The organism is Cedecea davisae DSM 4568 (genome assembly GCF_000412335.2).
In the GTDB taxonomy this organism is placed as follows: Bacteria; Pseudomonadota; Gammaproteobacteria; order Enterobacterales; family Enterobacteriaceae; genus Cedecea; species Cedecea davisae.
This window is the reverse complement of the sequence record NZ_KE161030.1, coordinates 3,988,955-4,002,331: the sequence shown is the minus strand read 5'-3', so window position 1 is coordinate 4,002,331 and position 13,377 is coordinate 3,988,955. Positions and strand designations below refer to the sequence as shown.

General features: G+C 55.6%; 11 protein-coding genes and 1 pseudogene. 5 read left to right on the top strand and 7 right to left on the bottom strand.

The window, feature by feature from the left end; all coding sequences use genetic code 11:
• Positions 1-73 precede the first annotated feature (73 nt).
• The 4 genes and pseudogenes from HMPREF0201_RS18200 to HMPREF0201_RS18185 all read left to right on the top strand — a co-directional run bounded on the left by HMPREF0201_RS18200 (position 74) and on the right by HMPREF0201_RS18185 (position 5,416).
• Entirely contained in the window at positions 74-829 is a 756-nt protein-coding gene (locus HMPREF0201_RS18200; protein ID WP_016538221.1) for a 1-acylglycerol-3-phosphate O-acyltransferase, read from the top strand.
• A 62-nt stretch (positions 830-891) separates the two neighbouring features.
• Positions 892-2,304 carry a cell division protein FtsP gene (ftsP, locus tag HMPREF0201_RS18195; protein ID WP_016538220.1) on the top strand — a complete coding sequence of 471 codons (1,413 nt, stop codon included), beginning with the start codon at positions 892-894 and terminating at the stop codon, positions 2,302-2,304.
• A gap of 129 nt (positions 2,305-2,433) precedes the next feature.
• A pseudogene (locus tag HMPREF0201_RS18190) lies at positions 2,434-4,633 on the top strand (YgiQ family radical SAM protein); the annotation flags it as partial.
• Between the two features lie 120 nt (positions 4,634-4,753).
• Positions 4,754-5,416, top strand: coding sequence for an HAD family hydrolase (locus HMPREF0201_RS18185; RefSeq protein WP_039898828.1), 663 nt, complete (start codon positions 4,754-4,756; stop codon positions 5,414-5,416).
• 40 nt (positions 5,417-5,456) lie between these two features.
• Here HMPREF0201_RS18185 and phnE (HMPREF0201_RS18180) read toward each other — a convergent pair whose 3' ends face one another.
• The 6 genes from phnE (HMPREF0201_RS18180) to yqhD form a co-directional block, all read right to left on the bottom strand.
• Positions 5,457-6,338 (bottom strand): phosphonate ABC transporter, permease protein PhnE, encoded by an 882-nt coding sequence (gene phnE / locus HMPREF0201_RS18180; RefSeq protein WP_016538217.1) that lies wholly within the window; start codon positions 6,336-6,338, stop codon positions 5,457-5,459.
• On the bottom strand, positions 6,335-7,204 hold the full coding sequence (gene phnE, locus HMPREF0201_RS18175; RefSeq protein WP_016538216.1) for a phosphonate ABC transporter, permease protein PhnE: 870 nt from the start codon (positions 7,202-7,204) through the stop codon (positions 6,335-6,337). The genes phnE (HMPREF0201_RS18180) and phnE (HMPREF0201_RS18175) overlap by 4 nt, the downstream gene beginning before the upstream one ends.
• Before the next feature lie 101 nt (positions 7,205-7,305).
• The gene (gene phnD, locus HMPREF0201_RS18170) at positions 7,306-8,247 is read right to left on the bottom strand and encodes a phosphonate ABC transporter substrate-binding protein (protein ID WP_039898827.1); all 942 of its coding nucleotides are present in this window, start codon (positions 8,245-8,247) and stop codon (positions 7,306-7,308) included.
• A gap of 35 nt (positions 8,248-8,282) precedes the next feature.
• Positions 8,283-9,125, bottom strand: coding sequence for a phosphonate ABC transporter ATP-binding protein (gene phnC / locus HMPREF0201_RS18165; protein WP_039898826.1), 843 nt, complete (start codon positions 9,123-9,125; stop codon positions 8,283-8,285).
• Positions 9,126-9,356: 231 nt separating this feature from the next.
• Complete coding sequence (dkgA, locus tag HMPREF0201_RS18160; protein ID WP_016538213.1) at positions 9,357-10,193, bottom strand: 2,5-didehydrogluconate reductase DkgA; 837 nt, start codon at positions 10,191-10,193, stop codon at positions 9,357-9,359.
• A gap of 103 nt (positions 10,194-10,296) precedes the next feature.
• Complete coding sequence (gene yqhD / locus HMPREF0201_RS18155; RefSeq protein ID WP_039898825.1) at positions 10,297-11,460, bottom strand: alcohol dehydrogenase; 1,164 nt, start codon at positions 11,458-11,460, stop codon at positions 10,297-10,299.
• Positions 11,461-11,647: 187 nt separating this feature from the next.
• On the opposite strand from yqhD, the gene HMPREF0201_RS18150 reads away from it, so the two are divergent.
• The gene (locus HMPREF0201_RS18150; protein WP_039899434.1) at positions 11,648-12,535 is read left to right on the top strand and encodes an AraC family transcriptional regulator; all 888 of its coding nucleotides are present in this window, start codon (positions 11,648-11,650) and stop codon (positions 12,533-12,535) included.
• Positions 12,536-12,586: 51 nt separating this feature from the next.
• On the opposite strand, the gene yghB is transcribed toward HMPREF0201_RS18150, so the two are convergent.
• On the bottom strand, positions 12,587-13,246 hold the full coding sequence (yghB, locus tag HMPREF0201_RS18145; RefSeq protein ID WP_016538210.1) for a DedA family general envelope maintenance protein YghB: 660 nt from the start codon (positions 13,244-13,246) through the stop codon (positions 12,587-12,589).
• Positions 13,247-13,377: the final 131 nt, after the last annotated feature.

The window sequence follows — 13,377 nt, the reverse complement described above, 5'->3', positions numbered from 1 at the left end:
TCTCTGCCGCCGTCCGGTGTGTTTTACGCTAAAGCCGGTATACTTATCAGCGGCTTCGGCTCATGAGGTAGTTATGTTAGCGATTGTTCGTTTTATCATTGTCGTTATTTACTGCATCCTGGTATGCATCTTTGGTTGTATTTACTGTCTGTTCAGCCCGCGTAATCCGCGCCATGTGGCAACTTTCGGTCACCTCTTTGGGCGCCTGGCACCGGTGTTCGGCCTGAAGGTTGAAACCCGCTTACCGGCAGGTGCAGAAAACCATCCAACGGCGATTTACATCGGCAACCATCAGAACAACTACGATATGGTGACGGCGGCAAACATTGTTCAGCCGCCGACGGTGACGGTAGGTAAAAAAAGCCTGCTTTGGGTCCCGTTCTTTGGTCTGCTTTACTGGATAACCGGCAACCTGCTGATTGACAGGGATAACCGTGCGAAAGCCCACGGGACTATCGCTCAGGTTGTTGAGCAGATGCGAAAACGTAAAGTCTCCATCTGGATGTTCCCGGAAGGAACCCGCAGCCGCGGCCGTGGCCTGCTGCCGTTTAAAACCGGGGCATTTCACGCGGCGATAGCCGCCGGGGTACCGATTATTCCGGTGTGCGTTTCCAATACCAGTAATAAAATTAAGCTGAACCGCTGGAACAACGGTTTGGTGATTGTCGAAATGCTGCCGCCTATCGACACCAGCACCTACGGCAAGGATCAGGTGCGCAAGCTCGCTACCGACTGCCGCGAGCTGATGATGGCTAAAATCGATGAATTAAATAAAGAAGTCGCCGCGCGTGAAGCCGACGGCAAGATTGCAAAGAAACAGGCGCACTAAACGCCGCTTTTGGCGGTACGGTTTGTACCGCCTTACGTTATTCAGTTTTACATGGAGCAATTATGTCACTCAGTCGGCGTCAGTTTATTCAGGCATCCGGGGTCGCGCTTTGTGCGGGTTCGGTGCCGCTGAGGGCAAACGCGGCAGGGCAGCAGCAACCGTTACCGGTTCCTCCTCTTCTTGAATCCCGTCGCGGTCAGCCGCTTTTTCTGACGTTACAGCGCGCGCACTGGTCATTTACCGGTGGCGCAAAGGCTCCTGTCTGGGGGCTTAACGGGCGCTATATGGGCCCGACCATCCGCGTCTGGAATGGTGACGACGTGAAGATGATTTACAGCAATCGTCTACAGGAAAACGTTGCCATGACCATTGCTGGTTTACAGGTCCCCGGCCCGCTTATCGGCGGCGCAGCCCGTATGATGTCGCCTAACGTTGACTGGGCACCTGTTCTGCCGATTCGCCAGCGAGCCGCCACATTGTGGTATCACGCCAATACGCCAAACCGCACCGCGAAGCAGGTATATAACGGCCTGGCGGGAATGTGGTTGATTGAGGATGAAGTCAGCAAATCGCTGCCTATTCCTAACCATTACGGCGTGGACGACTTCCCGATTATTATTCAGGACAAACGCCTCGATAACTTTGGTGCGCCGGAATACCAGGAGCCGGGCAGCGGTGGTTTTGTTGGCGATACGCTGCTGGTGAACGGGGCGCAAAGCCCGTACGTTGAGGTTTCTCGCGGCTGGGTGCGCCTGCGTTTGCTTAACGCATCCAACTCGCGCCGCTATCAGTTACAGATGAGCGACGGCCGTTCGATGGCGGTTATCTCAAGCGATCAGGGCTTTTTACCCGCGCCGGTTTCCGTAAAGCAACTGTCGCTTGCGCCGGGTGAACGCCGTGAAATCCTGATAGACATGACGGAAGGCAAAGAGGTTTCGATAACCTGCGGGGAAGCGGCGGGCATTATGGATCGCATTCGCGGCTTCTTCGAGCCTTCGAGTATCCTGATTTCCACCCTGGTTCTGACGCTGCGGCCTACCGGCCTGCTGCCGCTGGTTACCGATACTCTGCCAATGCGCCTGCTGCCTGAAGAGATCCTCGGCGGTAACCCGGCGCGCAGCCGTGAAATCACCCTCGGTGACGATCCTGGCATTAACGGTCAGCTGTGGGATATGAAGCGTATTGATATTCAAACCCAGCAGGGCAGCTGGGAGCGATGGACGGTAAGAGCCGACACGCCGCAGTCTTTCCATATCGAAGGTGTAAGCTTCCTGATCCGCAACGTCAACGGCGCTTCGCCGTTCGGTGAAGATCGCGGCTGGAAGGACACAGTTTGGGTGGACGGCCAGGTTGAGCTGCTGGTTTATTTCGGCCAGCCATCCTGGGAGCATTTCCCGTTCCTCTACTCAAGCCAGACGCTGGAACTTGCGGACAGAGGCTCTATCGGCCAGTTGCTGGTTCAGCCCGCACCGTAGTTTTTACCCTCGCCCTACACCAGGCCTTTTCCTCCTCGCCCTTTGGGGGATAGGGCCGGGGTGAGGGGCAGATAAAATACCGAATATCCCTTCAAAAACTACTGCTATAAGGCGTATAATCGCCGCCCTCTGTTTATTTCTACATCATTTTTTCGGAAAACCTATGAGCGCCCAAAGCCTGATCCAGCCGGATCGCGAACTCTTTTCGTGGCCACAATACTGGGCCGCCTGTTTCGGTCCGGCGCCGTTTTTACCCATGTCCCGCGAGGAGATGGACGAACTCGGCTGGGACAGCTGCGACATCATTCTGGTTACCGGCGATGCCTACGTTGATCATCCCAGCTTCGGAATGGCTATCTGCGGCCGCATGCTGGAGGCGCAGGGGTTCCGGGTCGGTATCATCGCCCAGCCGGACTGGACCTCTAAACACGACTTTACGCGCCTGGGTAAGCCGAACCTGTTCTTTGGCGTAACCGCCGGGAATATGGACTCAATGATTAACCGCTACACGGCGGATCGTAAACTGCGCCATGACGATGCCTACACGCCGGATAACGTAGCGGGTAAACGCCCGGATCGTGCATCTCTGGTCTACACCCAGCGCTGTAAAGAGGCCTGGCGCGATGTGCCGGTGATCCTCGGCGGTATTGAGGCCAGCCTGCGCCGCACCGCGCATTACGATTACTGGTCCGATACCGTGCGGCGTTCGATCCTGGTCGATGCTAAAGCCGATATGCTTATCTTTGGTAACGGGGAACGCCCGCTGGTGGAAGTGGCCCACCGTCTTGCCAACGGCGAAGGGATCGAGGCGATTTGCGACGTGCGCAATACTGCGATCGTGCGTAAAGAGGCGATGCCAGGCTGGTCCGGCGTTGACTCCACGCGGCTCGATACGCCGGGCAAAATCGATCCGATCCCGCATCCTTATGGCGAAGATCTCCCCTGCGCGGAGGGCAACAAACCTCAGGAAAAAAAGGCCGATGAGGCTAAGTCTGTTACCGTACAGCCGCCGCGCCCCAAGCCATGGGAAAAAACCTACGTCCTGCTGCCGTCTTTTGAAAAGGTTAAAGCCGACAAGGTGCTGTATGCCCATGCATCGCGTATTTTGCATCACGAAACCAACCCGGGTTGCGCCCGGGCGCTGATGCAAAAGCACGGCGATCGCTATATCTGGATCAACCCGCCGGCGATCCCGCTTTCCACCGAAGAAATGGATAGCGTATTTGCGCTGCCTTTTCAGCGCGTGCCGCATCCTTCATATGGCAAGGCGCGCATTCCGGCCTACGAGATGATCCGTTTCTCAGTGAATATTATGCGCGGCTGCTTTGGCGGTTGTTCATTCTGTTCGATTACCGAGCATGAAGGCCGCATTATTCAGAGCCGTTCCGAGGACTCGATAATCAGCGAGATCGAAGCGATGCGCGACAGCGTGCCGGGCTTTACCGGCGTGGTTTCCGATCTTGGCGGCCCCACCGCCAATATGTACATGCTGCGCTGCAAGTCGCCGCGCGCCGAGCAAACCTGCCGCCGCCTTTCGTGCGTGTATCCGGAAATTTGCCAACATATGGAAACCAACCATCAGCCGACGATTGACCTCTATCGCCGCGCCCGTGACCTGAAGGGCGTGAAGAAGATCCTGATTGCTTCGGGCGTGCGCTACGACTTAGCCGTTGCCGACCCGCGCTACATCAAAGAGCTGGCTACTCACCACGTTGGCGGCTACCTGAAAATTGCGCCCGAGCATACCGAAGAAGGGCCGCTGTCGAAGATGATGAAGCCCGGAATGGGGAGCTATCACCGCTTCAAAGAGCTGTTTGATACCTATTCGAAACAGGCTGGCAAAGAACAATATCTGATCCCATACTTTATCTCTGCTCACCCGGGTACGCGTGATGAAGATATGGTGAATCTGGCGATATGGCTTAAGCAGCACCGTTTCCGCCTCGATCAGGTGCAGAACTTCTATCCTTCACCGCTGGCTAACTCCACCACCATGTATTACACAGGCAAAAACCCGTTGAGCAAGGTGAGCTACAAAAGTGAGGACATTGTAGTGCCGCGAGGTGACCGCCAGCGCCGCCTGCATAAAGCCCTGCTGCGCTATCACGATCCGGCTAACTGGCCGCTGATCCGCGAGGCGCTGGAAGCGATGGGCAAAAAGCATCTGATTGGCGGCCGCCGCGAGTGTCTGGTACCTGCGCCAACGCTGGATGAAATGCGGGAAGCCCGCAGGTATAACCGCAAGGCTCAGCCTGCACTCACAAAACATACTCCGGTTGCGCACCAGCGCCGCCCGGCAGGGCCAGGGAAACGGAAGCCAATAGCGAAGTAACGATAAGCTTTCATGCCGCTGTCATTTTTTTCTGCGACAAAGAGGGAATGGAATCCTTGCCCGCCAGGCTTGCTGTAAGATGTCTGGCGGCTCTCTTTGTTGAAATGAGAAATGAACATGTCCAATCCGCTTTATGTCTTTGACCTCGACCACACCCTCATTCATGGCGACAGCAGCACGGTCTGGAGCCGTTTTCTCTCCCGCGAAGGGCTGATTAAAGACGCTGATTACCTGGCTAAAGAGCACAAGCTAATGCTGGACTATCAGCGTGGCGAAATGAACATCCATGAATACGTGGGTGTGACGCTCTCGCCGCTGGCGGGGATGACAATTGCCGATGTAGACAGCCTGGTGGCGCGCTGCGTGGAAACGGATATCCTGCCGCTGGTTTACCCTGAGGCAAAACGCCTGATCGAAAAAATGCACGCCCTGGGCCAGCAGATGCTGATTATCTCTGCCTCCGTGAGCCTGCTGGTTAAAGCGATTGCGCCGCGGCTCGGTATTCAGCATGCGATAGGCGTTGATCTGGCGACGGGAAATAATGCCTACACCAGCGTGATCAGCGGCGTGCCGAGCTATCAGGCGGGCAAAATAACCAGGCTGAAGGAGTGGCAGAACGCTCACCCGGAATACGGCGGCGAGCTGACCTTCTATACCGACTCCATTAACGATTTACCGCTGTGCCTGGAAGCCGATCGTGTGCTGATGGTTAACCCTTGCCAGAAGCTGGCGGCGCAGGGCGCTCGCTACGACTGGCAGACCCTGAACTGGTCTCTGTAGGAATGTGGGGCGCATTCCAGCCGCGCCCCGGCATTACGTTTTACTGCGGAGTAAACAGCGGCACGGGCTTGCCGGTAATATAGCGGCGGCGCAGCCAGGCGGAAATAGTGTCCATCGCCATGACCACGCAAACCAGAATCAGGGTGATAAACATCACCACATCCCAGTTCCACAGCCGCATATTCTCGGCATAAACCAGCCCGACGCCGCCCGCCCCAACAAAGCCCAGCACCGCGGCTGAACGCGTGTTGGACTCAATCTGGTACAGACTGAGGGAAAGAAACGCCGGGAACGACTGAGTAAAGATCCCGAAGCGATGTTTCTGAACGCCAGCCGCACCCACGGCGGTTAATCCCCGGCTGGGAGAGCGTTCCACGGCTTCGTGGCCTTCGGCATATAGCCTGCCGAGCAGGCCGGTGTCCTGCACGACAATCGCCAGTACGCCAGCCAGCGGGCCAAGCCCAACGGCGCGCACGAAAATTAGCCCCCAAATCGCCATATCCACACCGCGCAGCACGTCAAACAGGCGTCTCACCAGCAGCGCGACAATCCGTGCAACCGGCCCCTGCATAATATTGCGGGCGGCAAAAAACGACAGCAGCAGCGCCAGCACCGTGGCGGTGAGGGTCCCGGCGAAGACTATCGCCAGCGTAATGGCTATCTGCGAGAAGTAATAGGCAAACGGCCAGTTAATAAAATCATGCCAGACGAACATGCGCAGGAAATAGCGGCCCAGCTGAACCATACCGCTGAGGATCTGGCTGGAATCTATGCCGAAGGTGAAAAAGAACCACACGTAATAGCCGAGCACGGCCAGCGCCAGCAGCCCAATATTACGCAGATAGCGCCCCTGCATGCGGTACAGTTCGCGATGCTGCTCGCGGCTTTTTGCAATATCCGGTTTGATATGAGAAGCACTCATTTTTTCCCCTCCAGAACCCAGCGACGCAGCCGCCCGGACAGCACATCGAGGATTGAAACCACCACGATTATCAGCAGCAGGGTAATGCTCACCTGATCGTAGCGGTCGAGTTTGATATTGGTCATCAGCTCCTGGCCAATGCCGCCCGCGCCGACCAGCCCGAGGATAGTGGAGGAGCGAAAGTTAATCTCAAAACGCATAAAGCTGTAGGAGAGGAAGATAGGTTTGACCTGCGGCCACAGGGCGAAGCGTATGCGCTGAATCGGCGTTGCGCCGCTGGCGACCAGGCCGCGGACTGGCTTGTCGGAGGCGCTTTCAATGGCTTCGTAGAACAACTTGGTCAGGCTGCCGATGGTATGCAGGGCCAGCGCCAGAAAACCGGGTATGGCGCCGATGCCGAAGGCCATCACGAACATCACCGCCCAGGCGAGTTCCGGCATGGTGCGCAGGAACGCAACCGCCGCACGAACGCCAAAGCGTACCGCCGGTGGCGTCCAGGTGTTGCCCGCGGCGAGAAAGGCCAGCACGGCGGCAATACAAGTTGATATCAGCGTCGAAGCCAGCGCCAGCTGGAGCGTTTCCCAGATAAGAGGCAACTGGATAGGCAAACGGTAGCCCCAGTAAGCCAGCGAGCCTTTGGTGTGCACGTCGGCCAGCAGAACCGAAAGGTGCAGCGTCGGCAGAGTTTCGAACATGTAATCGAGGAAGTTCGGCAGAGACTGCCAAATGGTGGTCAGGCTAAACTCAGCGTAATGACCGGCGGTAAGATAAAGCCCTACCAGCAGTAGAGACCAAATCAGCGTGTCGCGTTTCTGGCGCATTCTGACCTGGCGATAGTAACGCTCAAATTCCGTATTCAACATCATCACTTATTATCCGGTTTGTTTCCGGCGACGGGTTGCCCCGCCCTGATAAAAAAGCACCCCGGCAGGTCGCCTGGGTGCGATTTTTATGCGGCTTGCTGTGATTAACGGGCGCTAACCAGCTCGCGCTTCATATCGATAATCTTCTGGAAGTCCGCTACGGAAGCCGGGCCGATGTGCTGGGTGCCGCCCATCGCCTTCACGAAGCAGGCGTGATCTTCTTTATCCAGTTTCTTCACCGCATCAACCACTTTGGCCTTGAAGTCAGCCGGCAGCTTGTTGCTCACCAGGATCGGGCCGTTCGGGATCAGAGGTGAAGTCCAGATAATGCGGATCTGCTTCATCAGGTCCGGGTGATCCATGCGGATCAGGCGGTTAAACGCGCCGGTGGTATAGCCGTCGTTGTAGTCACCCACCATTGAAGCCCAGGTTACCGCGCCTGCGAACTGGCCGTTCAGCACGCCCAGGATGTCCTGCTCGTGGCCGCCTGAGAAGGTGACGCTGGAGAAGAAGTTGTTGTATTTGTTGTCCGGGGTGCCGCCGAGCTTCTGCTTGAATTCGTGGTTAGGGATAAGGTAGCCGGAAGTCGAGTCCGGATCGGCGAAGCCGAAAGATTTGCCTTTCAGATCTTCGATGGTTTTGTACGGGCTATCGGCCTTCACGATAACGACCGAATGGTAGCCGCGAGACTGATCTTTATCGTCAACCGCGATGCCAACGATATCTACCGCTTTTGGGTCGTTCATATAGACCGACGCGTAAGAAGAAGGAGACATGCTCAGCACCAGGTCGACTTTGCCGCCGATCAGGCCCTGAATAACGCCAGAGTAGTCAGAAGAATTACGCAATTTAGTGTCGACATTCAGTTCCTTATCCATGAACTGCTTCACACACTGGTTATCACCAATTTGCTGGGTCGCATTCTGTCCGCCGAGGATCCCGAGGTTCAGTTCGCGCGGCTGGTCGGCAGCCATAGCGTGGCCCGCAATCACAAGGCCAGTAATCACTGCAGATAAACGTAATGCGCCAGTCAGTTGCTTTTTCATTATCATTGCCTGTGTTGTATCAATTGGAGAGAGAATTAATGCACTTGATTGATTTCATCGCCGTACAAAAGATGCAGCACGTCGTCCGTCAGCATCGAAGGATGACCGTCAAACACGATATTTCCTTTTGCAACCCCGATAACGCGGGTGCAGTACTCCTTCACCAGCTCGATGGAATGCAGGTTCACCATCACGCTGATGCCTTGCTCACACACTTCGCGCAGCACTTTCATGATGCGCTGGGTATTTTTCGGGTCGAGAGACGCAACTGGCTCATCGGCCAGTAAGATACTTGGGTTTTGCATCAAGGCGCGGCAAATGGCTACGCGCTGCATCTGGCCGCCGGAAAGATTTTCCGCACGCTGAAGTGCGTGCGGCAGCATGTTCATCCACTCGAGCAGGGAAATCGCACGGGCGCGGTCGGCTTCCGGGAAGACTTTGAACAGCGATTTGAGCGTAGAGGTCTGGCTCAGGCGGCCCAGCAGCACGTTAGTCAGTACATCGAGACGGGGCACCAGGCAGAAGTCCTGGAAAATCATCCCGCATTCGGTACGCCACTGGTTCAGCGCGCGGCCGTTCAGCTTAGACACATCGTGCGGCATCCCGACTTCCGGAAAGCTGAGGATCTCGCCCGACGTGGCAGTATGGGTGCCGTTGAGGATATGTAGCAGGGTTGATTTCCCCGCGCCGGAGCGGCCAACAACGCCAACCAGTTCACCGGCATGCAGGTCGAAATTAATGTCATGCAGCACGGTCTGATGGGCGTTATAGGCTTTACTCAGGCTCTTTACGCTCAAGACCTTACGCCCTGGAGCAGGCGCAAACTGCGGCAAAGAATCGAGGTCAGTATGGGTGACGACAGCAAGCGATCGGTTCATAACCATTCCAAAATGAGTTAGCGAAGCTGGCCCTATTTATCGTGGTGTTGTGTGACTTTTTGATTACGACTAAAAGAACAAATAATGAACGCCGTAAAAATTCACTCAGCAGTCATGCTGTTGCGCTACTTGCCGGGGAGAGTGTGATATGCGAGGGAGGACAGGGCAGAGAGGTGAAAAAGCCACCTGACGCAGTCTGTGCAAAAGGTGGCTTATTTATAGTCTAATCAACTAGATGGATGTTACGTCGAAGGTGTCCGGATCCGGCCCCAGGCGTTTGCCGCTGTCCAGCTTAGCGATTTCAGCAAGCTCTTCTTTGTCCAGACGGAAGTCGAAGACATCGAAGTTTTCGGCAATGCGTGAAGGCGTTACGGATTTCGGGATAACCACAAGGCCGCTATCGAGATGCCAGCGGATAACTACCTGAGCAGGCGTTTTGCCGTACTTATCCGCTAAATCACGAATAATTTTCTGGTCAAATACCCCTTCGCCACCCTGCGCCAGCGGGCTCCAGGATTCGGTCTGGATCTTGTGGGTCGCGTTCCAGGCGTGGAGCTGACGCTGCTGAAGTAGCGGGTGCAGCTCAATCTGGTTGATAACCGGGCTGACGCCGGTTTCGTCGATCAGCCGCTGCAGGTGATTAATATTGAAGTTACACACCCCAATACTTTTCACCAGCCCCTCTTTTTGCAGTTCGATCAGGCTTTTCCAGGCTTCAAGATAATGGTCCTTGCTCGGCACCGGCCAGTGCAGCAGGTAGAGATCAACATAGTCCAGCTGGAGCTTTTTCAGGCTGTCTTCCAGCGCCTGACGAGGACGCTGCTGGTCGCTATTCCACAGCTTGGTGGTGATAAACAGCTCTTCACGCGCCAGCCCCGCGCCTTTAAGCGCAGCGCCAACGCCGTCTTCGTTTTTATAAGCGGCGGCGGTATCAATGGAACGGTAACCGACCTCGAGCGCGGCCTCGATAGCAGTCTTTACCTGGTCGTTACTCGCCTGCCAGACGCCCAGCCCAAGCTGCGGCATCACGTTCCCATCCTGGAGCTTAATCAGGGTTGGATGAGTCATATGTACCTCCTTAATGGTGCGAAAAACACCGGGCAAGCCCGGTGTAACATTTGCATTAAGTCTAGTAGAAACTCCGGCAACGAAAGACGGAACCTCGATTCTCTTAGCGTGCCGCTTCGTAAATACGGCGGCTAACGTCGAGAGTGATGTCCTGGCGTTCGCCGAGTTTGGTCATGCCTTTTTCTTCAAGTTTTACCAGCAGAGCAGGGATGGAGCTGCCGTCCAGACCGTAAGCGGACAGGCGGGTAGCGGTGCCCATTTTCTCGAAGAAATTGCGGGTTGCTTCAATCGCGGCATCAATACGTTCTTCTTCGCTGCCGGAAGTGATATTCCAGACGCGCTCTGCGTATTGCAGTAGTTTGGCGTGCTTCTCAGCGCGCTTCTCGTTCATCAGCGAAGGCAGCACCACCGCCAGCGTTTGAGCGTGATCCAGGCCGTGCATTGCGGTCAGTTCGTGGCCCAGCATGTGGGTCGCCCAGTCCTGCGGCACGCCTGCGCCAATCAGGCCGTTAAGGGCCATTGTTGCCGCCCACATGACGTTGGCACGTACGTCGTAGTTTTCCGGATCTTTCAGCGCTTTCGGGCCATCTTCGATAAGCGTCAGCAGAATGCCTTCAGCGAAACGGTCCTGAACCTTGGCGTTAACCGGGTAGGTCAGATACTGCTCGATGGTGTGAACAAAGGCATCGACCACGCCATTAGCAACCTGCTTAGGCGGCAGAGTGTAGGTGTAAATCGGGTCAAGTACCGCGAATACAGGCTGCACGAAATCAGACATAAACGCCTGTTTGTCGCCGGTTGAGCGGCGGGAGACCACTGCACCTTTGTTAGACTCGGAGCCAGTTGCCGGCAGGGTCAGTACGGAGCCCATCGGGATAGCGCTTTTAACATCGTCACCGCGGGTCAGCAGAATGTTCCACGGGTCGATATCCTGAGGATAGTTAGCCGCCGCCGCGATGAATTTGGTGCCGTCCAGAACGGAACCGCCGCCTACGGCCAGCAGGAAAGTAATTTTTTCTTTACGGGCGATTTCGACCGCTTTCATCAGGGTTTCATAAGACGGGTTAGGCTCGATGCCGCCGAACTCCAGTACGTCGAGGCCTTTGAGGGCTTCATAAACCTGGTCCAGCACGCCGGTTTTTTTAACGCTGCCGCCGCCGTAAGTAATCAGTACGCGCGCCCCGGCAGGGATCTGGTCGCGCAGCTCTGCGAGGGAGCCTTTGCCAAACAGGATGCGGGTAGGGGTATGAAGATTAAAATTATTCATGAGGTGTTTCCCGTTGGTTAGATGAGTGACATTGCTAAATCTGATGGCAGCCATTGTGGTCTTCAGGAGAGTCTCTCTCAATGCATATTCCTGCCTTTGTCTTGCCTATTTCTCCATATGGCTGGAGAAACGGCGAAATTCATCGCACACTGTATCCCGGATGAAAAGCGCCGTGGAGAGCCTGAACATGAACCGCAAAGCCGTCTGCTTACAACTGACAGAAAAAATTAATGAGCTGATTTTAAAAGAAAAGAGTGAAAACTTTTTTGATGGCGTACGCCTGATGTATGGCAGTAAGCCCATGGTGCGCACTCCGGTAATGTACGACCCGGGCATTGTTTTTCTCTTTTCTGGTCATAAAACGGGTTATCTCAATGACCGCGTTTTCCGCTACGACGCTAACGAATATCTGCTGCTGACGGTGCCTTTACCCTTTGAATGCGAAACTTTTGCCACGCCGGAAGTGCCGCTGGCGGGAATGCGTATAAAGGTTGATATCCAGCAGCTCCAGGATTTGCTGATGGATATTGGCGAAGACGATTTGTTTCATCCTCAGTCCTGTTCGGACGGGATCAACTCCGCCGTGCTTTCGGAAGAGATTCTCTGTGCCGCCGAGCGACTGCTGGACGTTCTTGAACGACCGCTTGATACGCGAGTTCTGGGTAAACAGATTATCCGCGAAATTCTTTACCATGTTTTGACAGGGCCAAGCGGCGGTGCGCTTCTGGCTCTGGTAAGCCGCCAGACGCACTTTAGCCTGATAAGCCGCGTGCTGCGCCGCATTGAAAACCAGTACACCGAGAACCTGTCGGTGGACCAGCTTGCCGCGGAGGCGAACATGAGCGTCTCGGCGTTTCACCATAATTTTAAGTCCGTCACCAGCACCTCGCCGCTGCAATACCTGAAGAGCTACCGGCTGCATAAGGCCCGGATGCTGATGCTGCATGACGGCATGAAAGCAAGCGCGGCGGCTATTCGAGTGGGCTACGAGAGTGCTTCTCAGTTTAGTCGGGAATTTAAGCGCTATTTTGGCGTCACGCCGGGAGAGGATATGGCGCGGATGCGGGTGAGTTAAGAATGAGAGGCGGAGCGAATAAGAGGGCCTTATTCGCTCTGGTTAACCGGGTTATGCGGCGCTAACTTTTTTTTTCAGCACCACAAACAGGGTGCCGACGAGGCCGAAAATCAGCAGGGCGACCGGCAGGATCATCAGGAAGGTCATGACCTGGTCTTCATGGCGCTTCACGAACGGGATCATGCTCAGGGCGTAGCCCAGGCTAATCACCACGCCCACCCACAGCAGGCCGCTCAGCCAGTTGAAGAACTGGAAACGACGGTTGCTGAGGCCGGAAATGCCCGCCATGGTTGGCAGCAGGGTGCGTACAAATGCCAGGAAGCGGCCAACCAGCAATGCCAGCAGGCCGTGGCGGTCAAACATTTGTGTCGCGCGCTGGTGGTATTGCGTCGGGAGCTGGTGCAGCCAGCCTTTTACGGTTCGGGTATTGCCGAGCCAGCGGCCCTGCAAGTAGCTCAGCCAGCAGCCCAGGCTTGCGGCAACGGTCAGAATAACCAGCGTCGGAACAAATCCCATTACCCCTTTCGCTATCAGCGCACCCGCGAGCAGCAACAGGCTATCTCCCGGTAAAAACGAGGCGGGAAGCAGTCCATTTTCCAGAAACAGCGTTGCGAACATAACGCAATAAACAACACCAATAACGTGGGGGTCGGCCAGCGCGGCAAAATCGTGATGCCAGAGCGCCTCGACAATATTTTGTATAACAGCCATGGGTATTCCTGTGGAACCGCTTATTGAGCTTGCCTGAGTATTGCACCCGCAACTTAGGCTCACCTTAATTTCTACACATTGTACCGCTAAAATGCCTGCGACACCTTGATCCCAGGCTCAACAAAACGCCG

Coding starts and splice junctions, on each gene's coding strand:
- HMPREF0201_RS18200 (WP_016538221.1), top strand. CDS start 74: ATGTTAGCGATTGTTCGTTTTATCATTGTCGTTATTTACTGCATCCTG.
- ftsP (WP_016538220.1), top strand. CDS start 892: ATGTCACTCAGTCGGCGTCAGTTTATTCAGGCATCCGGGGTCGCGCTT.
- HMPREF0201_RS18185 (WP_039898828.1), top strand. CDS start 4,754: ATGTCCAATCCGCTTTATGTCTTTGACCTCGACCACACCCTCATTCAT.
- phnE (WP_016538217.1), bottom strand. CDS start 6,338: ATGAGTGCTTCTCATATCAAACCGGATATTGCAAAAAGCCGCGAGCAG.
- phnE (WP_016538216.1), bottom strand. CDS start 7,204: ATGATGTTGAATACGGAATTTGAGCGTTACTATCGCCAGGTCAGAATG.
- phnD (WP_039898827.1), bottom strand. CDS start 8,247: ATGAAAAAGCAACTGACTGGCGCATTACGTTTATCTGCAGTGATTACT.
- phnC (WP_039898826.1), bottom strand. CDS start 9,125: ATGAACCGATCGCTTGCTGTCGTCACCCATACTGACCTCGATTCTTTG.
- dkgA (WP_016538213.1), bottom strand. CDS start 10,193: ATGACTCATCCAACCCTGATTAAGCTCCAGGATGGGAACGTGATGCCG.
- yqhD (WP_039898825.1), bottom strand. CDS start 11,460: ATGAATAATTTTAATCTTCATACCCCTACCCGCATCCTGTTTGGCAAA.
- HMPREF0201_RS18150 (WP_039899434.1), top strand. CDS start 11,648: ATGAACCGCAAAGCCGTCTGCTTACAACTGACAGAAAAAATTAATGAG.
- yghB (WP_016538210.1), bottom strand. CDS start 13,246: ATGGCTGTTATACAAAATATTGTCGAGGCGCTCTGGCATCACGATTTT.